22 protein-coding genes and 3 pseudogenes are annotated in these 26136 nt (G+C 69.5%); 14 read left to right on the top strand and 11 right to left on the bottom strand.

Annotated elements, in window-relative coordinates; all coding sequences use genetic code 11:
- Positions 1–6 precede the first annotated feature (6 nt).
- On the bottom strand, positions 7–951 hold the full coding sequence (locus MJQ72_RS04975; protein ID WP_240597962.1) for a hypothetical protein: 945 nt from the start codon (positions 949–951) through the stop codon (positions 7–9).
- Between the two features lie 485 nt (positions 952–1436).
- Between MJQ72_RS04975 and MJQ72_RS04970 the strand changes: the two genes are divergently transcribed.
- The 3 genes from MJQ72_RS04970 (at position 1437) to MJQ72_RS45005 (ending at position 2604) form a co-directional block, all read left to right on the top strand.
- Complete coding sequence (locus MJQ72_RS04970; RefSeq protein ID WP_240597961.1) at positions 1437–1748, top strand: hypothetical protein; 312 nt, start codon at positions 1437–1439, stop codon at positions 1746–1748.
- 90 nt (positions 1749–1838) lie between these two features.
- A complete protein-coding gene (locus MJQ72_RS45010; protein WP_396426976.1) occupies positions 1839–2240 on the top strand; it encodes a helix-turn-helix domain-containing protein in 402 nt (133 codons plus the stop codon).
- Positions 2143–2604, top strand: a complete 462-nt coding sequence (locus tag MJQ72_RS45005; protein WP_396426929.1) for a helix-turn-helix domain-containing protein — start codon at positions 2143–2145, stop codon at positions 2602–2604. Before MJQ72_RS45010 ends, MJQ72_RS45005 begins: the two co-directional genes overlap by 98 nt.
- An 86-nt stretch (positions 2605–2690) precedes the next feature.
- On the opposite strand, the pseudogene MJQ72_RS04965 reads toward MJQ72_RS45005, so the two are convergent.
- Positions 2691–4255, bottom strand: a pseudogene (locus MJQ72_RS04965) (DUF4139 domain-containing protein).
- Between the two features lie 82 nt (positions 4256–4337).
- Here MJQ72_RS04965 and MJQ72_RS04960 point away from each other — a divergent pair.
- The 3 genes from MJQ72_RS04960 to MJQ72_RS04950 all read left to right on the top strand — a co-directional run bounded on the left by MJQ72_RS04960 (position 4338) and on the right by MJQ72_RS04950 (position 8460).
- On the top strand, positions 4338–6149 hold the full coding sequence (locus MJQ72_RS04960) for a Xaa-Pro dipeptidyl-peptidase (RefSeq protein ID WP_240597960.1): 1812 nt from the start codon (positions 4338–4340) through the stop codon (positions 6147–6149).
- 243 nt (positions 6150–6392) lie between these two features.
- Complete coding sequence (locus MJQ72_RS04955) at positions 6393–7247, top strand: M23 family metallopeptidase (protein WP_038516271.1); 855 nt, start codon at positions 6393–6395, stop codon at positions 7245–7247.
- Positions 7248–7395: 148 nt separating this feature from the next.
- Positions 7396–8460 (top strand): DUF4192 domain-containing protein, encoded by a 1065-nt coding sequence (locus tag MJQ72_RS04950; protein ID WP_240597959.1) that lies wholly within the window; start codon positions 7396–7398, stop codon positions 8458–8460.
- Here the strand turns inward: MJQ72_RS04950 and galE are convergent.
- From galE to MJQ72_RS04935, 3 genes are all read right to left on the bottom strand, one after another.
- The gene (gene galE / locus MJQ72_RS04945) at positions 8435–9388 is read right to left on the bottom strand and encodes a UDP-glucose 4-epimerase GalE (RefSeq protein WP_396426975.1); all 954 of its coding nucleotides are present in this window, start codon (positions 9386–9388) and stop codon (positions 8435–8437) included. The genes MJQ72_RS04950 and galE overlap by 26 nt on opposite strands.
- 117 nt (positions 9389–9505) lie before the next feature.
- A complete protein-coding gene (galK, locus tag MJQ72_RS04940; protein ID WP_240597957.1) occupies positions 9506–10687 on the bottom strand; it encodes a galactokinase in 1182 nt (393 codons plus the stop codon).
- Positions 10684–11403 (bottom strand): metal-dependent transcriptional regulator, encoded by a 720-nt coding sequence (locus tag MJQ72_RS04935; protein WP_016332755.1) that lies wholly within the window; start codon positions 11401–11403, stop codon positions 10684–10686. The genes galK and MJQ72_RS04935 overlap by 4 nt, the downstream gene beginning before the upstream one ends.
- 108 nt (positions 11404–11511) lie before the next feature.
- On the opposite strand from MJQ72_RS04935, the gene MJQ72_RS04930 reads away from it, so the two are divergent.
- The 3 genes and pseudogenes from MJQ72_RS04930 (at position 11512) to MJQ72_RS04920 (ending at position 16284) form a co-directional block, all read left to right on the top strand.
- A complete protein-coding gene (locus tag MJQ72_RS04930; protein WP_240597956.1) occupies positions 11512–12360 on the top strand; it encodes a sulfurtransferase in 849 nt (282 codons plus the stop codon).
- Positions 12361–12416: 56 nt separating this feature from the next.
- Positions 12417–13588: pseudogene (locus tag MJQ72_RS04925) on the top strand (acetoin utilization protein AcuC).
- 2 nt (positions 13589–13590) lie between these two features.
- Complete coding sequence (locus MJQ72_RS04920; protein ID WP_240597955.1) at positions 13591–16284, top strand: bifunctional GNAT family N-acetyltransferase/acetate--CoA ligase family protein; 2694 nt, start codon at positions 13591–13593, stop codon at positions 16282–16284.
- Here MJQ72_RS04920 and MJQ72_RS04915 read toward each other — a convergent pair.
- Together MJQ72_RS04915 and MJQ72_RS04910 are read right to left on the bottom strand one after the other, a co-directional pair.
- Complete coding sequence (locus tag MJQ72_RS04915) at positions 16277–17188, bottom strand: hypothetical protein (RefSeq protein ID WP_240597954.1); 912 nt, start codon at positions 17186–17188, stop codon at positions 16277–16279. The genes MJQ72_RS04920 and MJQ72_RS04915 overlap by 8 nt on opposite strands.
- A 28-nt stretch (positions 17189–17216) precedes the next feature.
- Entirely contained in the window at positions 17217–17642 is a 426-nt protein-coding gene (locus MJQ72_RS04910; protein WP_240597953.1) for an SgcJ/EcaC family oxidoreductase, read from the bottom strand.
- A gap of 63 nt (positions 17643–17705) precedes the next feature.
- Here MJQ72_RS04910 and MJQ72_RS04905 point away from each other — a divergent pair, with 63 nt between their 5' ends.
- Positions 17706–18311: a TetR/AcrR family transcriptional regulator gene (locus MJQ72_RS04905; protein ID WP_240597952.1), complete on the top strand. Its 606-nt coding sequence runs from the start codon at positions 17706–17708 to the stop codon at positions 18309–18311.
- Here MJQ72_RS04905 and MJQ72_RS04900 read toward each other — a convergent pair.
- The 4 genes and pseudogenes from MJQ72_RS04900 to MJQ72_RS04885 all read right to left on the bottom strand — a co-directional run bounded on the left by MJQ72_RS04900 (position 18263) and on the right by MJQ72_RS04885 (position 23229).
- A complete protein-coding gene (locus tag MJQ72_RS04900) occupies positions 18263–19360 on the bottom strand; it encodes an alpha/beta hydrolase (RefSeq protein ID WP_240597951.1) in 1098 nt (365 codons plus the stop codon). The genes MJQ72_RS04905 and MJQ72_RS04900 overlap by 49 nt on opposite strands.
- Positions 19361–19457: 97 nt before the next feature.
- Positions 19458–20968, bottom strand: a pseudogene (locus MJQ72_RS04895) (long-chain-fatty-acid--CoA ligase).
- On the bottom strand, positions 20965–22038 hold the full coding sequence (locus MJQ72_RS04890; protein WP_240597950.1) for an acyl-CoA dehydrogenase family protein: 1074 nt from the start codon (positions 22036–22038) through the stop codon (positions 20965–20967). Before MJQ72_RS04890 ends, MJQ72_RS04895 begins: the two are co-directional and overlap by 4 nt.
- 9 nt (positions 22039–22047) lie before the next feature.
- Positions 22048–23229: an acyl-CoA dehydrogenase family protein gene (locus tag MJQ72_RS04885; RefSeq protein WP_240597949.1), complete on the bottom strand. Its 1182-nt coding sequence runs from the start codon at positions 23227–23229 to the stop codon at positions 22048–22050.
- 103 nt (positions 23230–23332) lie between these two features.
- Here MJQ72_RS04885 and MJQ72_RS04880 point away from each other — a divergent pair, with 103 nt between their 5' ends.
- The 4 genes from MJQ72_RS04880 (at position 23333) to MJQ72_RS04865 (ending at position 26136) form a co-directional block, all read left to right on the top strand.
- Positions 23333–23524, top strand: coding sequence for a ferredoxin (locus tag MJQ72_RS04880; protein ID WP_038516236.1), 192 nt, complete (start codon positions 23333–23335; stop codon positions 23522–23524).
- A 71-nt stretch (positions 23525–23595) separates the two neighbouring features.
- Positions 23596–24480 carry a 3-oxoacyl-ACP reductase gene (locus MJQ72_RS04875; protein WP_240597948.1) on the top strand — a complete coding sequence of 295 codons (885 nt, stop codon included), beginning with the start codon at positions 23596–23598 and terminating at the stop codon, positions 24478–24480.
- 17 nt (positions 24481–24497) lie between these two features.
- Positions 24498–25259, top strand: a complete 762-nt coding sequence (locus MJQ72_RS04870) for a glucose 1-dehydrogenase (RefSeq protein WP_240597947.1) — start codon at positions 24498–24500, stop codon at positions 25257–25259.
- 91 nt (positions 25260–25350) lie between these two features.
- Entirely contained in the window at positions 25351–26136 is a 786-nt protein-coding gene (locus tag MJQ72_RS04865) for an ABC transporter permease (RefSeq protein WP_125675589.1), read from the top strand.

The following is a 26136-nucleotide window of genomic DNA, read 5'->3' as shown; positions in this document are numbered from 1 at the left end:
GTCGCACTACGCCTTGTTGTGGTACTCACGCTGGGAACTCTTTCCAATGGAAGAGCTTTCCAGACTGAGTGCCCACTGGCCACTGTTGATGACAAACTCCCGACCGAATCCAAGCCACATGCCGTGCATGCGTCGTGCACTAGGATCGACAATCAATTGCAAGGTCCCATGGTATGTTGCACCTTTATAGTAACCGTGCGGGGATGTCGTTTCTCGCCAGCTTCCGGTCGCCACGGAGCCGTCAACGGCGAGCTCAAGTCGAAGGCTGGAGCCGGTTGAATGCGGTAGACTCTGCCCTATTAGCTTGTTGCCCTGCTGGCGGATCACAACATAGTGCTGACCAATGAAGTCCTTCCCTCGGCCGCTGCTGGAATACGTATATTGACTGTGCCAAATACCCGCCAATCCCTCCCTGTCTGACGACAATTCCGTCGCAGAATCTGCGGGCTTTATGTCGTCTGCGAGAGCAGGCGAGGCGGCAGCAAGAGATAGGCCAGCGCTTAACTTGAGCAGTAGTGATCGACGATTTGAGTATGTCCCGAGCGCGCCTGACCATTCGGTAGCGAGACGTGCCAGTTCATTCACGTCAATCAACTCCAAGGTTGATATTAGTTCGCCTACGCCTTGCGCCTCGCCTGCTTCTGCCGAAAGAGTATTTGCTTTTGAGACTCTTGAAATACGGGCGAGACTCTTCCTGTTTTTGTAGGCCGAGTCATTTGATCGAAAGTTGGCGCAATCATCGAGCAGATCGGAAATGCTGCATTCATAGAGTTCCGCGAGGCGCCCTAGAACGTCAAGGGATGGCGCGTGTCCGGTAGGACCTGGCCATAGCTCCCAGTAAGAAAAATTCTTGAACGTCTTTGGTTCAGCTGGCCAGCGCGCGTTCCATTGATCGGCGGCATCACGTTGGCTCCAATCGCGAACCATGCGCAATGCGGCCCGAAGATTCACGCCGTAACGGCTGCAAAATAGAGCCGCGATTTCGACCCATGTTTTGTGGTCGGCCCGTTGCGCGGCGGCTAGTTCTCGCTGCTCTTGCCTCAAGCTTCGAAGAGCCGGTGGCATGGTCGCTGTCCTCTCGTCTGCGAGCGTGGATCGCCCGACACCCAACTGTTGCAAGACGTACCGGTTGAACAGGGATGTAGTGTCCCACAAGATCACGGTACTACGGGGTGTCCTCTCGCGCTGACCTGCTGTTTCGTAGTGGCAGGTACTGGGTTCGGTCGATAGCGCCGAGGGAGGGCGGACAGGATGACTCCGGAGAGTTCCGCGACTGACGGGTCGTTGTGCTTCATGTTCGACAATCGCGGCCATCGGCTAGGTGGCGAGATCGACATAGAGAACCGCAAGCACCCCACGATGATCGCGGACATGACCCCCGAGGATTGGGCGGAAGCTGCGCGAATGCTGCGCGAGTGGGAAGCGGGACGACGGCCGTGACCAACGCTGAGTTACGTACTTGCCGGACGACGAACCATGAGCCCGCCTCCGATCGTTTTGAAGTCGCAGTGGATGGATTGACGTGGTCGCAGTGCTTCCCGCGCTACCAGCAAGCGCTACCGGGATTGATGCTCTCGGACGGCCAGACTGAAGTCATTTTCACTGCGGGAGCGCGGCGACACGAGGCGCGAGCAGCCAAAGAATTCGCGATCAACCTGGCTTACAACGCGCTCGCTTTCGCACGGGAATGCAACAAAAGACTGACCGCTTGCACCAACGATTGGCCGGAAGATGACGCAGATTTCTAGCCAGGCCCTGAATTTACATTCTCGGACCATGCGCAAGAAACGTTCGAATTGCCATCGCTGGATAGCTGGACAGTGTTCGGTCGGCTGCCGATGCTTCCAGGTTTCAGCAACAGCAGAGGAGGAAGAGGAGAAGTGCAGGAACACCGCGACCAAGTCATGACGCCGATGCAGCTATGCGCACTGGTGCAGGACTACCACGCGGGAGCGACGATTACGGCCCTCGCCGCACGTTTTGGCCTGACCTACTACGCGACACGCGAACGCCTACTCGCCGAAGGCGTCACCCTCCGGCGAGTAGGCCCTACGCCACTCTCCATACCGCCGGGCATGGCCGCCGCCTACCGAAACGGATCGACCATCCCCGAACTTGCCGAGCGACACGGTCTCAGCTTCGGTGTCGCCCGCCGCATGCTCCTCGCCGCAGGAGTCACGCTCCGCAAACCGGGCCAACGACTCCAGGTCAGTCAAGCCGCACCGGGCTCTCACCCATGACGGCTACCGGGCCAGGTCAGAACGTCGCTCAGGCGACGATTGCCGAACTCCTACGCCGATACGCCGACGGCGATACCATCGAGAGCCTGGCCTTGCGGTATTCCCTCAGCTACCGCAAGGCCCGCACGCTGCTCTTAGATGCCGGTGTGACCTTGCGGCCACCGAAGATCCAACTCCCACCCACACCGCCGGGCTGGTCAACGTCTATCACGACGGCCGATCGATCCGGCAACTGGCCGACAAGCACCGCATGACCTACAGCCAGACCCGTCGAGTCCTCCTCGCTGCGGGCGTTCGACTCCGCTCACGCGGAGCTCCGCCCGCCCTGCCCGCCGCCAAGCCGAGAGACGTCTACCCGAACTAGACGACAGGACAAAACCGCACGTCACAAGTAGGTAACTTAAAGAGGGTTGGCTCTAGCCGTCCTTACCACTCACGAGGTGCCTGGGGTTACTCGCGCCACCCCGACAGCTCGACCCCCTTCGCGACGTCCACCCGGTACCCGAGCGTCACGACGCCCTTCGCGCCCGAAGCGAGCGTCAGCCGCCAGGTGAACTCGCCCAGCTCGGTCCGCTCCACCGTCTCCGGCGTGGTGCGCACGTCCCGGACGGTGATCGCGTCGTCCCGGGAGACCGGCGCCTGGTCCAGCACGGTCACGACGGCATCGCGCGGGCTGTGGTTGACGATCGTCGTGGTGTACGCGGCTTCCCGTTTGCGGACGCCGGAAAGCGTCGCCTTGCTCGCCGTGCGGTGCGTGAGCTCCCGTTCGATCCGGATCCGGTCGTCCACGCCGAGGGCGAGTTCGAGTTCCTCTCCCGGCGCCCAGACGTCCAGCCGCGTGGTGCCGACGAACTCCGTCTCGTGGAACACCGATGCCTTCCCCGGCCGCAGCGTGTGCTCCGAAGTGTTGACCACGGTCGCCCGCAGGAACGCCTCCGGGATACCGCCGGAGCGGTGATGTAACCCAGTTTCGCCGTCAGTTCAAGTTGCGCGAGCGTCGTGCGGTGGCCCTGCGCTCCCGACGGCACCGCCACCGGGCGTCCCGGCCGGTAGGTGACCGCGGTGGTGCCCTGTTCGACGGACGCGGTCCGCACGGCCATCGCGGGGGCGCCGGGTGCCGGCGGGCCCGCCGCCTCCGGCATCCCGCCGCCCGCGGGTGCCGCGCTGCCGTACGCCGCGCGCGCCATCAGCGGCTGGACCGGACGCACGCGGTCGAGGAACCAGGGTTCGAGTTCCGGTACCTCGACGGTGTTCGCCGGCCGCGCGGTCGAGAGGGCAAGTTCGCATTCCGGCCAGTCCTCGCCGGTGTGCTGGGTGATCCGCCCGTACCAGGTCAGCGAGACGTCCTCGCCGCGGACACGCACGTCGTAACCGGGCTCCCAGCTCGCGTTCGCGACCATATAGGACAGTTCGAGGCCGATCTCCGCGCCGTCCTCCTCAGGCTCCAGCTCCACCGTGACCGTCGCGCTGTCCACTTCGGACATGCCTTGTTTCGCCTCGATCTCGCGGTCGAGCGCCTTGAGGTCGTCACGGAGCCGGGCGAGACGGATGCCGAGTTCGCGGCGCTTGCCCAGCGCTTCGGCCAGTTGCGCGCCGAGCGCGTCGGTGACCTCGGCGACGCGGGGCGGTTCCGCCGTGCCCGCCGCGAGCGCCTTCGCGAAACTCTTGCCGCTGCGCGTCGCCAGGCCGGTCAGCAGATCGACCTTCGCCGTCTCGGCGGAGACCGCGTCCGCGACCTCGTCGATCACCGCCTGATCGGTCTTCCGCTGTTCGGTCAGCGCGCGCAGGGAAGCGTCCGCGGGCGCGGGATGGCGCTCGACGGCGACGTCGACCCCGGCGATGACCGCGGGGCCGGAACCGGTGACGCGGACCGAATCGGTGTCCAGGTTCCACGGCAGGCCCGCGAAGGCGAAACGCGTTTCCCCGTCGAGGGCCGCCGAAGCCCGCCTTGTGATCCGGGCGTGGTGCGGGTAGACGGTGACGGCGACGATCGGTGCTTCCAGGGTGCTCGGCATGCCTCCGACGTTAGTCTCTTGACTCTCGTTCGGGTGGCCGGAAGCCTCAGCTGCGTCTTGCCCGCCTGCCCTTGGGGGTCCTGTGAGAGTCGCCAGGCTCGCCGCCCTGTTCACCGCCGTCCTGGTCCTTCCGGCGACGGCGTTGCCCGCCCAAGCCGACGCGCCGCCAACGCCGGTCTTCAAGGACGGCCAAGCGCAGCCGGTGTTCGACCCGGCGGACGTCATCCGGGAGAACGTCTGGGTCACCGCACCGGTCGACAGCGACCGCGACGGCAAGGACGACCTCGTGCACGCGGAGGTCGTGCGGCCCCGCGCGACGCAGCAGGGCATGAAGGTCCCGGTCGTCTACCAGGCTAGCCCGTACTACGCGGGCGGCAACGACGTCGCGAACCACAACGTCGACGTCGAGCTGTACGTGCCCGGCGCGAAGCGCGCCCCGGCCGGCCCGCGGATCGCCACGAAGACCGTCGGCCCGAACGCGGCACCGATCAGCTGGCGTTACCAGGACTACTTCACCGCCCGCGGCTTCGCCGTGGTCTACGGGGAGTCGCTCGGCAGCGGCCAGTCCACCGGCTGCCCGAGCAGCGGCGACGTCAACGAGACCATCGGCGCGAAGTCCATTGTGGACTGGTTGAACGGCCGCGCGACGGCGCGGGACGCGGCGGGCAAGGCCGCGGTCGCGGACTGGAGCACCGGCAAGACCGGCATGATGGGCGTGTCCTACAACGGGACACTGCCCAACGCGGTGGCCAGCACGGGTGTCGAAGGCCTGGAGACGATCGTCCCGATCGCGGCGATCTCCAGCTGGTACGACTACTACCGCAACGACGGCGCCGTCGTCGCGGCCGGCGGATTCCAGGGCGAAGACGCGGACGTACTCGCGGATTACGTCTACACGCGCCAGGATCGCGCCGTCTGCCGTCCGCTGATCGACGGCATCACGGTCGACCAGGACCGGGTGACCGGTGACTACAGCCCCTTCTGGGACGCGCGGAACTACCGCAACGACGTGAACAAGGTGCGCGCCTCGGTGCTCGTGGTGCACGGCCTCGGCGACTGGAACGTCAAGACCGACCAAGGCACCCGCTGGTACGAGATGCTCAAGGCGCGCGGTGTCGAGCACAAGATCTGGCTGCACCAGTCCGGGCACTCCGATCCGTACAGCCTCCGCCGCGACGTCTGGCTCGCCACGCTGAACAAGTGGATGTCGCACTACCTCTACGGCATCGACAACGGCATCGAGCGTGAGCCGAAGGCCACCATCCAGCGCGAGGACAAGTCGTGGGTGGACGAGCCGGAGTGGCCGCTGCCCGGCACCCAGGACGTCAGGCTCTACCCGTGGCCCGGCGGTTCCTCGAAGGGCAAGCTCGACACGCGCAACCCCGTTCCGGGCAAGGCGGCCGTCGAGACGCTGGCGGACGACGCGAGCAAGACGATCGAACAGCTGGCGGCCGCCGCGTCGTCGGGCAACCGCCTGCTGTACTCGACCACCGAGGCGAAGCAGCCCGTGCGGCTTTCCGGAACCGTGAAGACCGACCTGTCGCTGTCCTTCGACAAGCCGGCCGCGAACGTGACCGCGGTGCTCCTCGACCGCGCCCCGGACGGGACGGCGAAGGTGATCACGCGGGGCTGGACCGACCCGCAGAACCGGCGCGACCCCGCCCGCACCGACCCGATCACCCCCGGCGAGAACTACAAGGTCGAGGTGGAACTGGTCGCCAAGGACTACCTGCTCGCGGCCGGGCACAAGATCGAGTTCCTGGTGGCCTCCAGCGATCACGACTACACGCTCCGCCCGAAGCCGGGCGCCGCTGTCTCGGTCGAGCTGAACCGCTCTTCGCTGGTGCTGCCGGTGGCGGGTGGCAAGCCCGCGCTGCGTGCCGCCTTCGGCTGAGCGAGCCGACGTCCGTGAAGGCCTCCTTCCTTACCTTGAGGGTAGGGAAGGAGGCCTTCACTACGTCACCGATACGTCCATCGGCCAGAGAAGCACTCACGACCGACGACAGGCGTTGCCGCGGGACGTGGCATCAGGCGTTTCGGATGGAAAACACCGACCCGACCTCGGGCTTGTACGGAAAATGTATTTCCCCCGGCTTTGCTCCGTCCTGTCCGGCTTCCCCACCTGATGGAGGTCTCCATGTCCAGGTTGCGCCGTTTCGCAGTGCTCGCCGCGGCCGCCGTTCTCCCCGCGCTCGGCCTGACCCTCGCCGGCACGACGCAGGCGTCGGCCGCCCCGAACTTCCAGGTCCCCTTCAAATGCGGCGTCACGGTCACGGCGGCGACGTTCAGCGGGCACAGCCCGGCGAACTCGGTCGACTTCCAGAAGTCCGGGATCACCGGGATGCCGGTGCTGGCGTCGGCGGGCGGCACCGTCACCCGCGTCGCCAACGAAGGCAGCACGAGCTACGGGCGCTGGGTCGAGATCGACCACGGTGGCGGCTGGCGTACCCGGTACGCGCACCTTTCGACCCAGTCCGTGTCGGTCGGCCAGGCCGTCAGCCTCGGCAAGCAGATCGGCACGGCCGGCGCGACCGGCGGCGTGACCGGCCCCCACCTGCACTTCGAAGAGCGGCTCAACGGAGTGGCGCAGAAGGCGGTGCTGAACGGGGTCGCGGTGCCGTACTACGGCCACACGAACTTCACCAGCAAGAACTCGTGCGGCGGCAACCCGTACGAGGCCACCGAGGTATGCGGCAGCGGCTTCTCGGTCGTCGACTCGCAGGGACTCGCGAACGGTTCGGGTACGGCGTACCTGCTGTACAACGCTTCGACCAAGGCCAACTGCGTCACCACGCTGAAGGCTGTTTCGCTCGGCACCGCTTCGCCGGTTTCGGCCTTCCTCGAGGTGCAGGGTTCGGCTCGCGTGACCGACTCCGGCAGCTTCACCTACTACGCCGGACCGGTGAAGAAGACGGCCGCCTCGACCTGCGTCAAGTGGGGCGGTTCGGTCGGGTCGAACGCCTACGAGAGCCCGTTCGAGCACTGCGACTGATCCCGCGGGGCCGGGCACTGTAGATCACCCCACCGACAGGATCGGCCTCCCGCGATCGGTCCCGCGGCGGTTGTCCACAACGGCCCCGGCTGTCCACAGATGTGTCCCGCCCCACCCAGCGGCCCCATTCCCGCCGCAGGGTGGGGGCATGACCACTTCCACCCCGACCGGCAGGACCAAGGTCGATCTGACGGATCCGGCGGACCTGCTCGTCGCGATCCCGTACCTCCTCGGATTCCACCCCGAGGACTCCGTCGTCGTCTTCGGCCTGCGCGGCCCTGGACGTATGAAGCAAGGCCTCGTCATGCGCGTGGACCTGCCGCCGCCCGGCCTGGAACAAGACCAGGCGCGTGACCTGGCGATCAGGCTCGCCGTGTCCGGCCACACCGGAGCCACCCTCGCGGTGGTCGGCGGTGGCACCGCGAACAAGGCGGGACGGCCACCGCGGCGCCGGTTCGTCCGGCGCCTGGAAGCCTCGCTGGCCGAGTACGAGATCTCGGTGACGCATTCGGTGTGGGCGCCCCGGATCGCCGCCGACGTGCGCTGGGGCTGCTACCGGGAAAGGACCTGCGGCGGAACCCTGCCGGATCCGCGGGACTCGGTGGCCGCCGCGATCGTCACCGGTGCCGGGCAGATCACCCACGCGAGCCGGGACGAGCTCGAGCGGCTCTTCGACCCCGTCGCGCCGGAGACGCTCGCCAGACGGGCCGATCTCCTCATCAGGATGGCCGATCCGCCGTGGCGAGGGGAAGATCCCGTCGCGGCCGGGGTCGCCGAGGTGAACGCCGCCCTCACCCGCGCCGACGGCGGCGACCCGTCGATCACCGACGACCAGGCCGTCCGGCTGGCCTGGGCGCTGTCCCTGGTCGAGGTCCGCGGCGCCTGCCTGCTCACCGCCGTCCCCGCGGACTCGTCGCTCGCCCGCGCGGCGGAGGACCTCTGGCTCATCCTGGCCAGGGAGCTCCCGGCGCCCGAAGCGGCCGAGGCGCTCGTCCTGAAGGCGCACGCCGCCTATGTCCGAGGCGACCTGGCGACCGCCGGGATGGCCTTGGCCAGGGCCGCAGAGGCCGACCCTGAGCACCGGCTGGCGAAGCTGCTGAGCACGGCCCTCAACGCGATGGTGCCGCCGGACGACCTGATCGAGGTGATCCTGCGGCAGCAGGCCGAAGGACCACCGGAGATCAGGCTCAGGCGTTCCGGCGGGACCGGGTGAACGCCCAGGCGTCGGCCACGATGCCGTCGAGGTCGGTGCGCTCGGGCTTCCAGCCGAGTTCGTCGCCGGCCCGCTCGCTGGAGGCGACCAGGACCGACGGGTCGCCCGCGCGGCGCGGCGCGACCGCGGCGGGGATTTCGTGGCCGGTGGTGCGGCGGCACGCCTCGATCACCTCGAGCACCGAGAAACCGGTGCCGCTGCCGAGGTTGTAGATGCGGTGTTCGCCGTCGGCCGCGTGCCGCAGGGCCAGCAGGTGCGCGTCGGCGAGGTCGACCACGTGGATGTAGTCGCGGATGGCGGTGCCGTCCGCGGTCGGATAGTCGTCACCGAAGATCTGGATCCGCTCGCGGTCCCCGGTGGCGACCTGGAGCACGAGGGGGATCAGGTGGGTTTCGGTGGTGTGCCGCTCGCCGAAGGAGCCGTAGGCGCCGGCGACGTTGAAGTAGCGCAGGCTGACCGCGGCGATGCCGTGGGCGCGCGAGAACGACGTGATCGCGTGGTCGATGGCCAGCTTCGTCGCGCCGTAGGTGTTGGTCGGCTGGGTCGGGGCCGTCTCCGGGATGGGGGAGGACTCGGGTTCGCCGTAGGTGGCCGCGGTGGAGGAGAACACCAGCCGCTTCGTGCCGTGGTCGCGCATCGCCTCGAGCAGGCGGAGCGAGGTGAGGACGTTGCCTTCCCAGTACTTCGCCGGATCCGTCATCGATTCGCCGACCAGCGACTTGGCGGCGAAGTGGAGGACACCGTCGAAGCCGTCGCCGAGCAGGCGCCGGGCGACCTCGGCGGCGTCGCCTTCGACGAAGGTGGCGTCCGGGTGCACCGCGTCGGCGTGCCCGGTGGAGAGGTCGTCGACCACGGTGACGTCGTGCCCGGCCTCGATGAGACGGGCCGCGCAGACGCTGCCCACATAACCGGCTCCGCCCGTCACCATCAGTTTCAGGGTCTTGGTCGGTTCGTCGGTCACGTTCGCGCCTTTCTGCTGCGGATGCGGTCGCGGCCCAGTGTCCTCGCCCCCGGGCACGGTGCGCGCCCGGGGGTGGTGCGGCGGCTAAAGCGTGTCGCGGCCCGCGCCACGCGACGGCACGGCGGTGAACAGCCTGGGGTGGCGCAGATCCGCCGCTTCGTACGCGGCTTTCACCGCTCGGCCCACGGCGTCCACATCGGACTCGCGGACCAGTGCGATCGCCGACCCGCCGAAGCCGCCGCCGGTCATCCGCGCGCCGAGCGCCCCGGCCGCACGGGCCGAATCGACGGCGAGGTCGAGCTCGCGGGTGGAGATCCGGTAGTCGTCGCGCATGCTCACGTGCGAGGCGTCCAGCTGAGGGCCGATCTCGGTGATCCGGCCCGCGCGCAACAGGTCCACGGTGTCGAGGACGCGCTGGTTCTCGGTCACGACGTGACGCACCAGCGGCACGAGCTCGTCCGGCAGCTTGGCGAGCGCGGTGTCCAGCCCGTCGACGCCGATGTCCCTCAGCGCCTTCACCCCGAGCAGCTCGGCGGCGCGCTCACAGCCCCTGCGGCGTTCGCCGTAGCCGCCCTCGGCGTGCGAATGCTTCGTGCGGCTGTCCATGATCAGGATCCGGACGCCGGATTCCTCCAGCGGGAACGGCACCTGCTCCATCTCGCCGGAGCGGACGTCGAGGAACAGCACGTTCGATTCCGTGCAGCACAGGGAAGCGGTCTGGTCGAGCAGGCCGGTCGGCGCCCCGACGAAGTCGTTCTCCGAACGCTGCACCCAGCGCGCCACCTCGTGCAGGGTCGGCGAACCCGCGCCGGTCCCCGGGGTGATGCCCGCCAGCCCCAGGAAGGCGAGCGCGACGGCGCATTCGAGCGCGTGGGAGGAGGACAGCCCCGCCCCCGAGGGCACGTCCCCCGCGATCGCCACGTCCGCGCCGCCGCCGAGGCCCTGGTCCCGCAGGACCCACGCGACCCCGGCCGGGTACGCGGCCCACCCCTCGACCGAGCCGGGCCGCAGATCGGCGATGGTGAGCGGGCCGGACTCCTGCACCCGGCCGTCCGAGCCGAGGGTGGCCACGGTCAGCACACCGTCCTCGCGCGGCGTCGCCGCGGCGGCGAGCCGGTGCGGGAGGGCGAACGGCAGCACGAAACCGTCGTTGTAGTCGGTGTGCTCACCGATCAGGTTCACCCGGCCCGGTGCGGACCAGACGCCGGCCGGAGCCCGGCCGTGGAGGGCCTGGAAGGTCTCCGCGGCGTCGGACGCGGCGCTCACCTGGCCTGCGCCAGCACGGCGTGCAGCGCCGAGACGGGCACCTGCGCGGTGCTGCTCCCGCCGGTGACCTCGATGGTCCCGCCGGGCGCCGTCTTGCCGACCTTGACCCGGCTGCCGGGCACGATGCCGACCGACTTGAGCTCGGTCATCAGCGTCTCGTCCAGCTGCACGTGCTCGGCGATGCGGCGGATCTCGACCTCGCCGCCACCCATGCGGGCGAACTCGTCGAGCCGCACGAGGTCGGCTTCGGCGGGCGGGGCGGGATCGCCGTCGCCGAGCTTGTCCAGCCCCGGGATCGGGTTGCCGTAGGGCGACGTGGTGGGGTGGTCGAGCAGCTTGACCAGCTTGCGCTCGACGGCCTCGCTCATCACGTGTTCCCAGCGGCAGGCCTCGTTGTGGACGTGCTCCCATTCCAGGCCGATGACGTCGACCAGGAGGCGCTCGGCCAGCCGGTGCTTGCGCATGACCGCGATGGCGAGCTCGCGCCCGTGCTCGGTCAGCTGCAGGTGCCTGTCGTCCGCGACCACGACCAGTCCGTCGCGTTCCATCCTGGCGACGGTCTGGCTCACGGTCGGGCCGCTCTGCTGCAGCCGCTCCGCGATCCGGGCCCGCAGCGGGACGACACCTTCTTCTTCGAGCTCGTAGATGGTACGCAAGTACATCTCTGTGGTGTCGATGAGATCGTTCACGCTGTCCCCTTCGTCCGCGTTGCTCATCGTAGTCGCTGGCACCGACAGCGACGCAGGCGTGGGGAGAACAAGCGCCGAGGCGGGAAAAGTCCCCCAAGCTGGGCATGGAGCCGCGAGTCACGGGAAGATGGGCCCATGCGCCCCATGATCACCACCAGCGAACTCGCGGAGCAGCTCTCCGGGCCGGAATCCGCACGCTCCGTAGTCCTCGATGTCCGCTGGCGGCTCGCCGGGCCGCCCGGCGCCGATTCCTACCGTGAGGCGCATCTCCCAGGTGCGGTGTACGTCGATCTCGACACGGCGCTCGCCGGGGAGCCGGGGGAGGGCGGCCGTCACCCGCTGCCCGAACCGGAGACGCTGCAGCGGCACCTGCGGGCGGCCGGGGTCCGTGCCGGTCACCCGGTCGTGGTCTACGACGACTCCGACGGTTCGGTCGCGGCCCGGGCGTGGTGGCTGCTGCGCTGGGCCGGGCACGCCGAGGTCGCCTTGCTGGACGGAGGGTTCGCCGCCTGGGCCGACGAGGACCGCCCGCTCACCGGCGAGATCCCTTCGCCCGCGGAGGGCGACATCGTCGTGAAGCCCGGTGGCATGCCGGTGCTCGACGCGGCCGAGGCCGCCAAGCTCGCCAGGGACGGGCTGCTCTTCGACGCGCGGGCGCGGCCGAGGTACGCGGGGGAGACCGAGCCGATCGATCCGCGTGCCGGGCATATCCCCGGCGCGGTCAACGCGCCGTTCTCCGGGCACGTCGGGGAGGACGGCCGCTGGCGTGACGCCTCGGAGCTGGCGGAGCGGTTCGAAGGGCTCGGCGTGGCCCCGGAGACACCGGTCGGTGTCTACTGTGGATCGGGCGTCACCGCCTCGTCCGTGGTGCTCGCGCTCGAGGTCGCCGGTCACCCCGCGCCCGCCGCGCTGTACGCGGGTTCGTGGTCGCACTGGTCCCGCGATCCGGAGCGCCCGGTGGCCACGGGGGATCTGCCCGGCTGACCCGCGGGCGGTCCGGAGCGACGCGCGAGCCGCTTCCGGGCACTAGAGTTCGGACCATGCGAGCACCGGCCGTCGTATGGGACTCCTCGCTGCTGGGTTACGACCTCGGCGGCGAGCATCCGTTCAATCCGGTGCGGCTCGAACTGACCATCCGGCTCGCCACCGAACTCGGCGTGCTCGACGGGGTCGAACTGCTGATCCCCGGCCCGGCGGGCGAGGACGAGTTACGCCGCGTGCACCTCGGCGAGTACATCGAAGCCGTCCGGCAGGCGCCGATGACCGGTGCCGATTTCGCGCACGGGCTCGGCACCGAGGACAACCCGGTCTTCAGCGGGATGCACGAGGCGTCCGCGCTGGTCGTCGGCTCGACGCTGCTGGCCGCGCGGAAGATCGCCGAGGGCGGGGCGACCCGGGCGGTGAACATCGCCGGCGGGCTGCACCACGCGATGCCGGGCAAGGCGTCGGGCTTCTGCGTCTACAACGACTGCTCGGTGGCGATCTCGTGGCTGCTGGACCACGGCTTCGAGCGCGTCGCGTACGTCGACACCGACGTCCACCACGGCGACGGTGTGCAGACGTCGTTCTACGACGACCCGCGGGTGCTGACCGTTTCCCTGCACCAGCACCCGTTCACGTTGTGGCCGGGCACGGGCTACTCGGCGGAGATCGGCAAGGGCGGGGCCGAGGGCACGGCGGTCAACCTCCCGCTGCCGCCCGGCACCCGTGACGGCGGCTGGCTGCGGGCGTTCGAGGCGGTGGTGCCGTCGCTGCTGGAGCAGTTCCGGCCGCAGATCCTCGTCACCCAGTGCGGTGTCGACTCGCACGAGGAAGACCCGCTGGCGGATCTCTCGCTGTCGGTGGACGGCCATCGCGCCATCTACCGGCGGCTGCGCGAGCTGGCCGAGACGCATACCGGCGGCCGCTGGCTGGCCGTGGGCGGCGGTGGCTACCAGCTGATCCGGGTGGTGCCTCGGTCCTGGACCCATCTGCTCGCCACCGTGCTCGACCGCGACGTCGACCCGGCGACGTCGCTGCCGCCGAACTGGGTCGCGTCGATCTCCAGGGCGGCGCCGAAGGCCGAGATCCCGGCAGGCATGTCCGACGGCCGCGACACCGCCTTCGTCCCTTGGGGGACGGAGAGGACGAGCCGGTCGACATCGCCATCCGCGACACCCGCCGCGCGATCTTCCCCCTGCACGGCCTCGATCCGGACGATCCGAGGGACTGAACATGGTCAGTGAGGACACCAAACGCGACCCCTACGACTACCCGCGTGAGTGGGAGGCCGACGTCCTGCTCTCCGACGGCGGGACGGTGCACCTGCGCCCGGTGATCCCGAGCGACGCCGACGGCCTGGTCGCCTTCCACGGCCGGTTGTCCGAACGCACCCGGTACTTCCGGTACTTCGGCGCCTATCCGCGGATCCCGCAGCGCGACCTCGAACGGTTCTCCGTCGTCGACCATCACGACAGGGTCGCGTTCGTCGCGCTGCTGGGCGACGACATCGTCGCGGTCGGCCGGTACGAACGGCTCGAACAGGGACCGTCGGCCGAGGTCGCGTTCGTCGTCGACGACGCCCATCAGGGCCGCGGGCTCGGGTCGATCCTGCTGGAGCATCTGGCCGCGGCCGCCTCGGAATCCGGGCTGCGCCGTTTCGTCGCCGAGGTGCTCGCCGAGAACGCGGGCATGGTCCGGGTGTTCCGTGACGCGGGCTACCAGGTCAGCCGCGAGATCGAAGAAGGCGTGCTGCACCTGGAGTTCGACATCGACCCGACCGAGGAGTCGCTCGCGGTCGCCCGCTCCCGGGAGCAGGCCGCCGAGGCCCGCAGTGTGCACAACCTGCTGCATCCGAAGTCGGTCGCGGTGATCGGCGCGTCCACCGATCCGACCAAGATCGGCTACGTCGCCCTCACGAACCTGCTCAGCGCGGACTTCGCCGGCACGGTCTACCCGGTCAACCCGGAGCACAAATCCGTCCGCGGCGTCCGTGCCTATCCGTCCGTCGTGGACATTCCGGAAGACGTCGACCTCGCGCTGGTCGCCGTGCCCGCCGAGGCCGTCGAGTCCGTTTTGGACGGTGCGCTGGCCAAAGGGGTCAAGACCCTCCTGATCGTCTCCGGTGGGTTCGCCGAGGCCGGTCCGCACGGGCTGCACGCCGAACTGAGGCTGGTCGGGGAGGCCAGGGCGCACGGTATGCGTGTCGTCGGCCCGAACGCGCTGGGTGTGCTCAACACCGACGCCTCGGTCCGGCTCAACGCCACCCTCGCGCCCCGCCTGCCCGCGCGCGGCCGCACCGGGTTCTTCTGTCAGTCCGGCGCGCTGGGCACCGCGATCCTGGCCGACGCCGAAGCGCGCGGCCTCGGGCTTTCCACGTTCGTCTCGGCGGGGAACCGGGCCGACGTCTCCGGCAACGACCTGCTCCAGTACTGGGAGACCGATCCGGCGACCGACCTCGTCCTGCTGTACCTGGAATCGTTCGGCAACCCGCGTAAGTTCGCGCGGCTCGCGCGGCGGCTGGCGCGGACGAAACCGGTGGTCGCGGTGAAATCCGGCAGGCACGCCGTCCGCCCGCAGCTCGCCGCGACGTCGGCGGAGGTCGACGAATCCAGCGTCCAGGCCCTGTTCGAGCAGGCGGGCGTCGTCCGCGTCGACACGCTCGCGCAGCTCTTCGACACCGCGCTGGTCTTCGCCCACCAGCCACTGCCCGCCGGGCCGCGGATCGCCATCGTGGGCAACTCCAGCGCCATCGGGTTGCTCGCCGCCGACACGGCGCGGGCGCACGGCCTCCGGCTGACCGCCGACCCGGTCGACGTCGGGCCGCAGGCGAGCCCGGAGGAATTCGCCGCCGCCGTGCGCGAGGCGCTCAACTCGCCGGAGACCGACGCGCTCGTCGTGGTCTTCGTGCCGCCCTTGGCGATCCCGGGGACCGCGTACGCCCGCGCGCTGCGGGAGGCCGTCGTCGAGATGGACAAGAACAAACCGATCGTGTCGACCTTCCTCGCCGTCGAGGGGGTGCCGGACGAGCTGGCCGTGCTGTCGGAGGACGGCGTGCCGACGCGGGGTTCGGTCCCGTCGTACCCGAGTCCGGAACGCGCCGTGAACGCCCTCGCGCGGGTCGTGCGGTACGCCGCCTGGCGACAGCGGCCGCAAGGCAACCTGGTGCGGCCCGCCGGGCTGCACGCCGAGCAGGCGCAGGTGATCGTCGGCGAGCTGCTGGCGGCCGAGGACGGCAAGACGACGCTGCTCTCCGACGACGACGTCGTGCGGCTGCTGGGCTGCTACGGCATCGACGTCGTCCCGTTCCGGGTCGTGACGTCCGCCGACGAAGCGGTGAAAGCGGCCGAAGACCTCGGTTTCCCGGTCACCCTCAAGGCCGTCGACGAACGGTTGCGCGGCAGGCCGGACCTCGCCGGGGTGCGGCTCGATCTGTCCTCTGTGGACGGAGTGCGCCGGGCGTACCTCGATCTGCGGGAGATCTCCGGCGACGACGAGGTCTACGTCCAGCGGATGGCGCCCAAGGGCCTGTCCTGCGTGATCGGGCTGCAGGACGACCCTTCGTTCGGCACGCTCGTGTCGTTCGGGCTCTCCGGTCTGGTCAGCACGCTGCTGGGGGACCGGGCCTATCGCGCCGTCCCGCTGACCGACGTCGACGCCGCCACCCTGCTGCGCGAACCGCGGACCTCGCCGCTGCTCACCGGCTACCGCGGCGACGAACCGGCGGATCTGGCCGCGCTCCAGGACATCGTGTTGCGTGTCGCGGCGCTCGCCGAGGACAACCCCGAGGTCCGGTCGATGACGCTCGACCCGATCCTGGCCTCCCCGGACGGCGCTTTCGTGGCCAACGCCCGGATCGTGCTGGGCCCGCCACCGTCCCGCCCCGACACCGGGCCGCGACGGCTGCGGCCGATCAACGCCCCTACTTGAGCCCGGGCAGCACCACGCTGAGCACACTCGCCGCCAGTGGCGCGAGGATCCCGAACGCCGCCGTGACGGTCTTGCCCACCGTGGCGTCGGTGCCGAGCAGCTGGGTCAGGCGGGCGCGTCCGGCGAGCCAGTCCTCGCCGGGCCGCGCGTCGGACGGCAGTGGATAAACCTCGTCGACCAGCCGCAGGCACCGCGTCTTCCACGCGAGGAACACCGGGACGTAGAGCAGGAGCGAGATCGCGGTGAACAGCGCGCCGTAGAGCAGCACGGATTCGGGCGGGAAGGCCTCTTTCGGTGTTCCGGTCGCGAGGAAGGCGCGGCGCTGGGCCCCGGCGTCGATGACTGCCGTGGACACGATGAGCGCCAGTACGGCGAGACAGATCCCGTTGGCTCGCTTGCATTCGAGGAGTTCGCCGAGGACGTCGGCGGCTTGCCCCCGTGCCTCACCGCCGAACACGCGCGAGATCCGGCGCAACCGGGTGTGGTTGAGCCACAGGCCCAGCACCGCGGGCGCCGCCGCGATCAGGCCGAGGGCGAGCAGCGTCCGTGACACCCCGATCGCCGTCGTGGGCTTGAGGTTCCCGATCGGCGAAACGGTCTTCCACTGGAACGCGAACAGGATCGCCGCGAAGATCCCATACGCCAGAGCCGGTTTCCAGACCGCGATCCCGGCCACGCGGCGCCAGTCCGTCAGGGGGATCGCATGCGCGAACAGGAAGGCGAAGAGCACCGCCGACGCCGCGATCAGCGCCGACCACACCCCGAATTCGCCGGTGTCCGCCAGAGCGCGGTTACCGCGTGAGCCGAGCACCGCCCGGGTCAGCAGGCCGAGCCCGGCGAAGGCGCCGAGCGCGAGCACACTGATCACGAGCGGCCAGAGCCAGTGCTTTCTCAGACGCGTCACAGCGTGAGTCTGCCGGGAACGGCGCCGCTCAGGAATCCCACTCTTGGGGCGAGCGGGCCGCGAGGTCCGCGTCGTGGCCGGTGAACGCCGCGATATCGCCCCGGATCGTGTTGTGGAACGCGACGACCCGCTCGCCGTGGACGACCATCGTCTGCACCGCTTGCGCTTCCCCGGCGAGGGGACCGGCGGGGATGGCCAGCTTGGTCGCGGTGTGCACGAGGTCGAACCCGCCGCCGAGCGGGCGGCTCGACACCTGGCGGATCCGCAGCGTGCTGCCCCGGTAGATGGTGTCGAAGATGTTCTGGCTCTCGCGCGCGATCGTCGCCCGGCCGCGCTGGATCCGGCCGACGACGTCGACGAAGTCCGCGTCCTCGGCGAAGTTCGCGGCCCAGGCCTCGCCGTCGCCCGCGTTCCAGGCACGTTCCAGTGCGGTGATGATCTCTTCGGTGGTCATCGCTATCCTCCTATAACAACGATCCATTTGTTAGAACAACGTTCCAACTTTCGAGGAGCATACATGTCGGCGGACCTTCCCGGCATCGTCCGGTTGCGCGATCGCCGTGAGGCGCTGACGCTGCGCACGATCCTGACGGCGGCCCGCGGCCTGTTCGCCGAGCGTGGGTACGCGCGGACGCCGATCCGCCTCATCGCCCAGGAAGCGGGGGTCTCCCCTCAGACCATCTACGCCCACTTCGGCTCGAAGGCCGGCGTCCTCGGCGGTCTCGTCGACCTCCTCGACGACGAGGCCGGGATTCCCGACGTCGTCGCCGAGGCGCAGCGGACCGAGGATCCGGTCGCGCTGCTCGGCCTGCTGGCCACGGTCGCCCGCCAAGTCCGGGAACGCTGCGGCGACATCGTCGCGATGCTGAGCTCCGGTGCCGCCGTCGATCCGGACATCGCCGCGACCCAGGCGGAGGGCGCGCGGCGCAACCGGCTCGGCGTCGAGATGCTCATGGACCGCGTCGGGAAGAGCGGCCGCACCCTGGTGCCCAGGGCCACGGACATCGCCGTCGCCCTGATGAGCGCCGACGTCCACACCAGCCTCGTCACCGAGGCCGGGTGGAGTCACGACGACTACGAAGCCTGGCTCAAGGAGACCTTGGTCGTGTCGCTGCTTCGGTGACGCAGGTGGTCGTCGAAGAACGCCGTGAGCCGGGCGCGCTGGACGGCGACGCTCCGCGCCGGGTCGATGGTGCCCACGAACGCGGCCGGAGCGTTCCCCAGCTGCGGCAACAGCGTCTGGTAATCGGTGAAGCTGAAGTGCTCACCGTCCGGCAGGCGCGTTTCCCCTGTCCAGCCGCGCTGATTGCGCTGGAATTCCTGCCAGGACGCGTCCGACGCCGCGCTGTGGTCGCCGGCGCTCATCAGCAGGAACGGCCGGTCCAGCCCTTCGTCGGCGACGCGGCCGAAGATCCGCTGCGACTGCGAGTGGGCCATGCTGCCGTCCAGGTTCGCCCCCGCGACGATGCGCCGATCGCTCACCATCGTCTCACCCGCGGTGAACCCGCCGGCGGAGTGACCGAACATGCCGGCCCGGGCGAGGCCGAGCGAGTCGAGGACGAAACGCGTGTCCTGCACGCGGGTCTCGATCACGCGCTTCGACACCTCGATACTCGACGGCGGCAAGGCCTTCTTCGCGACACGGCCGCCGGGGAACTCCACCGCTTCCGCTTCGTGGGTGTGGTCGATGGCCACCACGACGTAGCCCTCGCTCGCGAGCTGTTCCTGGTGGGTGGTGCCGTGCGAACGCGACAACGTGCCGCCGGGCGAATACAGCACGACAGGCCGCTTGCCGCCGATCGCGGGCGCGCCGATCCGGGAGTGGGTGGGGAAGCGGTAGTCGAGCCGATCCGGCGGCATCCCCAGTTTGACGGCGTCGCCTTCGGCCACCACCTTCGCGACACCCGGCGCCATGTACGGCGCTTTCGGCTTTCCGCTCGGCAGCGCCGGGTACCGCACGGTGACCATCAATTCCCTTGCCGTACCGGGAACCCACGGGTCCTGGCGGGAATGGTCGATCAGGTGGAGGTCGGTGCTGCCGACCGCGAACGGGCCCGTCGGCGCGGGAAGGCTCAAGCGGACGGGCGACGCCGACGCGGACGGTGCGAGGAGGACGGCGGGCAGGGCGAGAGTGGTCGCCAGTACGCCGATCCGGCGCGAAGTTCGTTTCATGGCACCGAACTTAGGGAGCGAACCGGTCCTGGACATCGGGAAGATCACCGGTGGCGACCCTGGGATCGGCCCCGGGGTGAGCACCGCATTCAGAGGACTAAACGCGGGGGTAGCGGACTTCCCAGGCGTTGGTCGTGCCGTCCGCGGCCAGCTCTCGTTTGAGCACCTTGTGCGTCGCCGTCCGCGGCAAGCTTTCGAGCACCCGCACGAACTTCGGCCGCTGTTTCGGCCCGAGATCTCCTTGTGCGGCGACGAAAGCGGCGAACTCGTGCGCGTCGATCGGCTCCCGGCAGACCAGTGCGGCCAGCACCTGGTCGCCGACGCGCGGATCCGGGACGCCGTACACGGCGGCCTCGCTGACGGCGGGATGCCGCAGGAGCGCGCGTTCGATCGGGGCGGTGCCGAGGTTCTCGCCGTCGACGCGCAGCCAATCGCCCAACCGGCCCGCGAAATAGCAGTAGCCGTCCGTGTCGAGGTATGCCAGGTCGCCGGTGTGGTACATCCCGTCGCGCATCCGCTCGGCTTCGGCGGCGGGATCGCCGTAGTACCCGGCGAAGAACCCGGGACCACCGGTGTTGACCAGTTCGCCGACCGCCTCGGCGGCGTTGAGCAGCTTCCCGCCTTCGCCGAATTCCGCCGGGGGACAGGGTTTCCCGGTCTCCGGGTGGAGGACGGCGACGCCGTCGAGCAGACGGCCGAGCGAACCGGGCGGGGTGGTGGCGTCCCTGCCGAAGTTCACGCCACCCTCGGTCGAGCCGAAGGCGTCGACCACGTGACAGCCGAATCGCGTGGCGAAAGCGGAGAGGTCGGCTTCCGCGCCTTCGTTGCCATAGACCAGTTTCAGCGGATTGTCGGCGTCGTCGTCCCGTGCGGGAGTGGTGAGCACATAGGACAGCGGCTTGCCGACGTAGTTGGCGTAGGTCGCCCCGAACCGCCGGACGTCCGGCAGGAAACCGGAGGCCGAGAACCGACGTCGCAGCGCGATCCCCGCGCCCGCGGCGAGCCCCACCGACCAGCCCGCCATGACGGCGTTGGAGTGGAACATCGGCATCGACACGTAGACGGTGTCCTCTGTGGACAGACCGAACCGGGTGGCCAGCATCTCGCCGGGATAGGCGATCTTGCCGTGGGTGCACCGGACGGCCTTCGGGTCTCCGCTGGTGCCGGAGGTGAAGATCAGCATGAGCAGGTCTTCGGGTTTCGCGGCGACGGGGACGACGGCCTCCCGCGCCGGCTCGAGATCGCTCAGCGGCAGCACCGGCACACCGGCCTCGGACAGCAGCGGGAGGTACTTTTCCTCAGCGAACACCAGCTCGCAGTCGGCCAGTGCGATATCACGGGCCAGCGCCGCGCCCCGGCGCGTCGGGTTCAGGCCGACCAGCACGTGTCCCGAGAGCGCCGCACCGCCGAGCAGGAACGAGAACTCGGGACGTTGTCCGCGAGCACCCCGAAATGCCCGCCGGGACGCAGGATCCCGGTGAGCGCGGCCGCGTATCCGGCGCAGGCCCGGACGTGCTCGGCCCAGGTCCAGCGCCGGTCCTCGAACAGCAACCCGGTCGAGTGGTCCTCCGCCCGCGCGAGCAGGAGTTCCGTGACCGTGGGGGTCATGCCGGATCCGCGGCCAGGAGATCGCCGAGCCCGCTCAGCTGCGCGGTCGCCCCGCCGAAGGTGAACTCGAGCCGCTTCGCCGCGACGAAGTAGCGATGCAGGGTGTGGTCGACGTCGATGCCGACCCCGCCGTGGATGTGCACGGCGGTGTGCGCGACACGATGTCCCGCCTCGGCCGCCCAGAACTTCGCCGTCGCGGCCTCTTCGGCCGCCGGAAGTCCTTCGCTCAGCCGCCAGGCGGCCTGCCACAACGTCAGCCGGACGGCTTCGACGTCGACGTAGGCGTCGGCCAGCCGCTGCCGCACGGCTTGGAAACTCCCGATCAGATGACCGAACTGCTTGCGCTCCCGCGCGTACGCCGCGGTCAGCTCCAGTGCCCGTTCGACGACGCCGAGCTGCTGCGCGCAGACACCGATCGTGCCCCGAAGCCGCAGCCATTCGCCGACGTCGCCCAGCGAGGCCGTGGCCTTCGCGCCGGACAGTTCGACTAGTGCCGCGTCGGCGTGGTCGACGGTCCGCTGCGGCGAGACCGTCACCGCGTCGCGGTCGAGCAGGAACACCTGACGCCCGCCGTCGATGGCGGCTTCGACGAGGAAACCGTGCGCGAACGCGCCCGACGGCACCGCGGTCTGCGCGCCGGTCAGCCGCCAGCCGTCGCCGTCGGCCTCGGCGGTGAACCCGCACGGCACGCCGTAGTCCGGCAGAGCCACCGCGAGGACGTGGTCACCGCGCAGGACCGGGACGATCCAGCGCTCGGCCAGCCGCCCGTCTCCGAAGGCGGCCACCGCCGCCGCGCCCATGACCACCGACGTCAGATACGGCACGGGCGCGACCGCGCGGCCGATCTCGGCGAGTACGGAACACTGCTCCAGCAGTCCGAAGCCGCCACCGCCGACCGACTGCGGAAGGGCGGCGTCGAGCACGCCGGCCTGGGCCAGCGAAGTCCACAGTGGAGCGTCGAAGCCGCCGGAACCGTGCGGCCCCAGCACGTCGGGGGTGACCTTGTCCGTCAGGATCCGGCGCGTGAGCGACGCGAGGTCTCGCTGCGCTTCGGTGAGCGTGAAGTCCATCGATATCTCCTAGCGCGTGACGGGCAGGCCGAGGGCGGTCGCGGCGATCATGTCCCGCTGGATCTCGTTGGCGCCGCCGCCGAAGGTGAGGATCAGCGACGAGCGGTGCAGCCGTTCGATCCGGCCGCGCAGCTGGGCGCCGGGGGAGCCCTCGCGGACCACCGCGCCCGCGCCGAGGATCTCCATCATCAGCCGGTAGGCCTCGGTCGCGAACTCCGTGCCGAACACCTTGGTCGCCGACGCCTCTTCGGGGCCCAGCTCGCTGCTCGCGGCGGCCCAGGCGATCCGCCAGTTCCGCAGTTTGAGGTACTCGGCGTGCGTGTGGATCCGCGCCAGGTGCAGCCGCACCCACGGCTGGTCGGCGACGCGGGTGCCGTCGGGCAGCTTCGTGGTCTGCGCCCAGGTCCGCACCTCGCGCAGCGACGTCTGGATCGGCGCGGCCGAGGTCAGCGCGACCCGCTCGTGGTTGAGCTGGTTCGTGATGAGCGGCCAGCCCTCGTTCTCCCCGGCGACCCGGGAGGTCACCGGGACGCGGACGTCGTCGTAGTAGGTCGCGCTCGTGCCCGGGCCGGCGACGGTGTGCACCTTCGTCCAGGAGAAACCGGGGGCCGAGGTCGGCACGATCAGCATGCTCAGGCCCTTGTGCCGATGCGCCTCGGGGTCGGTGCGGGCGGCCAGCCAGATGTAGTCGGCGTATTCGATCAGGCTCGTCCACATCTTCTGGCCGTTGATGACGTAGTCGTCGCCGTCGCGGATCGCGCGGGTGCGCAGGGCCGCCAGGTCGGTGCCCGCGCCCGGCTCGGAGTAGCCGATCGCGAAATGCAGCTCACCCGCGGCGATCTTCGGCAGGTAGAACGCCTTCTGTTCTTCGGTGCCGTAGCGCATGATGGTCGGCCCGACGGTGTTCACCGTGAGGAACGGGACGGGCACCCCGGCCGCGGCCGCCTCGTCGGTGAAGATGAGCTGGTCGAGCATCGGCCGGTCCTGCCCGCCGTACTCGCGGGGCCAGCCGATCGCGAGCCAGCCCGAACTGCCGAGGTCGCGAACGATCTCCTTGTACACCAGGCCGTTGCCGTATTCGCCGCCGTCGCCTGCGAGGGCTTCGCGGCGTTCCGGGGTCATCAGCCCGGCGAAGTACTCCCGGAGTTCGCCTGCCAGTGCCCGCTGCTCCGGCGTGTAGTCGATCCGCATCCGTCACCTCTGCCGTCGGTGCTCGTTACTGGTGCCATGGCCGCTCGCGGCGCTAAGGTAGAACCTGTTCTAGTTGTACCAGGTATGGCGGCGAGGAGGGAATATGGAGATCGACGTCGACCGCTCGCTCTGCGAGGCGAACGCGATCTGTGTCGGCTTCGCGCCCGAGGTCTTCGATCTCGACGACGACGAGGAGCTTGTCCTCGCGTCGGACGAAGTTCCGCAGAATCAGGTAGAACGTGTTACTCAAGCCGTGGCGAGCTGTCCGAAAAACGCCCTGCTCATACGCGGTTAGCACCGTTTATTTGCCGCTTGCATCGAGCAAGAACAGATTCTAGTGTGTGGGAAGAGACAAGGAGGCCCGGAGTGAGTTTGGACGGCAAGACGGCCATCGTGACCGGCGCCGGCGCGGGACTCGGCCGGGCCGAGGCGCTGGCGCTGGCCGCCGCGGGGGCGTCGGTGGTGGTCAACGACGTGTCGGCCGCGGCGCGGGCGGTGGCCGACGAGATCGAGGCCGAGGGCGGCAAGGCCATCGCGGTCACCGGCGACGTGTCGGAGTCCTCGACCGCGGACGCGCTGCTCACCGCCGCCGTCGACCACTTCGGCGGGCTGCACGTCCTGGTCAACAACGCGGGCGTGCTGCGCGACCGGATGCTCTTCTCGATGACCGACGACGAATGGGACACGGTGCTCCGCGTCCACCTGCGCGGGCATTTCCTGCTTTCTCGCAACGCGGGGGCGTACTGGCGCGACAAGTCCAAAGTGGACGGCGCGCCGGTGTACGGCCGGGTGGTCAACACCGCGTCGGAGTCGTTCCTGCTCGGCGCTCCCGGCCAGCCGAACTACGGCGCGGCCAAGGCGGGCATCGCAGCGCTCACCGTCTCCACCGCGCGCGGCCTGTCCCGTTACGGCGTCCGCGCCAACGCGATCTGCCCGCGTGCCCGCACGGCGATGACCGAAGGCGTCTTCGGCGCCGACGCGCCGGAGGGGATCGACCCGCTTTCGGTGGACCACGTCGCGCCGTTCGTGTCCTTCCTCTGCTCGCCGGACGCCGATCGCGTCAACGGCCAGGTGTTCCTCGTCTACGGCGGGATGGTCGCGCTGATGCGGCCACCGTCGGTGGAACAGCGGTTCGACACCGCCAACGGCACCTGGACCCCCGAAGAACTCGCCACCAGCGTGGGCGGCTACTTCGCCGACCGCGATCCGGAACGGATGTTCTCCGCGTCCGAGATCATGTCGCTGCCGTGAACCGGAGGAGATAGACGATGGGCAGGCTCGACGGCAAGGTAGCGCTGATCACCGGCGGCGCCCGCGGGCAGGGCGAGGCGGCCGCGCGGCTGTTCGTCGCCGAGGGCGCGCGCGTGGTGATCGCCGACATCAACGACCTCGACGGCAAGAAGCTCGCCACGGAACTCGGCGAATCGGCCGTCTACCAGCACCTCGACGTCGGTGACGAGGCCGAATGGGACGCCGCGATCGAGCGCACCCGCGCGGAGTTCGGCCCGCCGACCGTGCTGGTGAACAACGCGGGCATCCTGCACTTCTCGGAACTGGGCAAGACCACGCTCGCCGACTACGAACGCGTCATCCGGGTCAACCAGATCGGGGCGTTTCTCGGGATGCGTTCGGTCGTTGAACCGATGACCGGGGCCGGAGGCGGCTCCATCGTCAACGTGTCCTCAGTGGAGGGGCTCGCCGGGATGCCGTTCCTCGTCGCCTACACCGCGAGCAAGTTCGCGATCCGCGGGATGACGAAGGTCGCCGCGCTCGAACTCGGCGCGAAGAACATCCGGGTCAATTCGGTCCACCCCGGCGCGATCGACACCCCGATGGTCGCCGCCGCCGCGGGCGGGCAGAAAGTCGACATGTCGTGGGTGGGCAAGAAGGTCGCCCTCGGCCGCGTCGGGCAGCCGGAGGACATCGCGAAACTCGTGTTGTTCCTGGCCAGTGACGAAAGTTCGTACAGCACGGGCGCGGAGTTCGTCGCCGACGGCGGCGCGACCGCGACGCACGCTCTCAAGTTCTGACGCGGAGGTGCCGAGAGCAAAGTGAACACCGCTAACGCAATGGGGCGTTGACAGGTGGAGTAAGACTCGGGGCAGGCGACTGGGAGGTTCTGTGGGAGCGACGGTGTCCGTCCCCGGTACGGGTGCGCTCACACAGGTCGGCAGGCTGGCGACGCTGTCGTGGGAAGTCCTGCGCGCGATCTTCAAACGCCCGTTCCAGTTCCGCGAATGGATCCAGCAGTGCTGGTTCTTCGCCAGTGTCACCATCCTGCCGACGGCACTCGTGGCGATCCCGTTCGGCGCGGTCATCGCCCTGCAGCTGGGCTCGCTGACGCAGCAGATCGGCGCGCAGTCGTTCACCGGCGCCGCCAGCGCCCTCGCGATCGTCCAGCAGGCGAGCCCGCTGATCACCGCGCTGCTGGTGGCCGGCGCCGGCGGCAGCGCCGTCTGTGCCGACATCGGCGCCCGCAAGATCCGCGAAGAGATCGACGCGATGGAGGTACTCGGGGTCAACCCGATCCAGCGCCTGATCGTGCCCCGCGTCCTCGCCGCGATCGTGGTTTCGGTGCTGCTGAACGGTTTGGTCAGCGTCGTCGGCGTGCTCGGCGGCTACTTCTTCAACGTCGTCATGCAGGGCGGCACCCCGGGCGCGTACCTCGCGAGCTTCAACGCGCTCGCGCAGGTGCCGGATCTGTGGATCAGCGAGATCAAGGCGCTCCTCTACGGTTTCGTCGCCGGGGTGGTCGCGGCGTTCCGCGGGCTGAACCCGGCGGGCGGGCCGAAGGGCGTCGGCGACGCGGTGAACCAGGCCGTGGTCATCACGTTCCTGCTGCTGTTCCTGATCAATGTCGTGCTGACGGCGATCTACCTGCGGATCGTGCCGCCGAAGGCGATGTGA

This window comes from Amycolatopsis sp. EV170708-02-1, assembly GCF_022479115.1.
Classification (GTDB): Bacteria; Actinomycetota; Actinomycetes; order Mycobacteriales; family Pseudonocardiaceae; genus Amycolatopsis.
The sequence above is the reverse complement of the archived record's forward strand: the minus strand, read 5'-3'. Positions and strand labels throughout refer to the sequence as shown.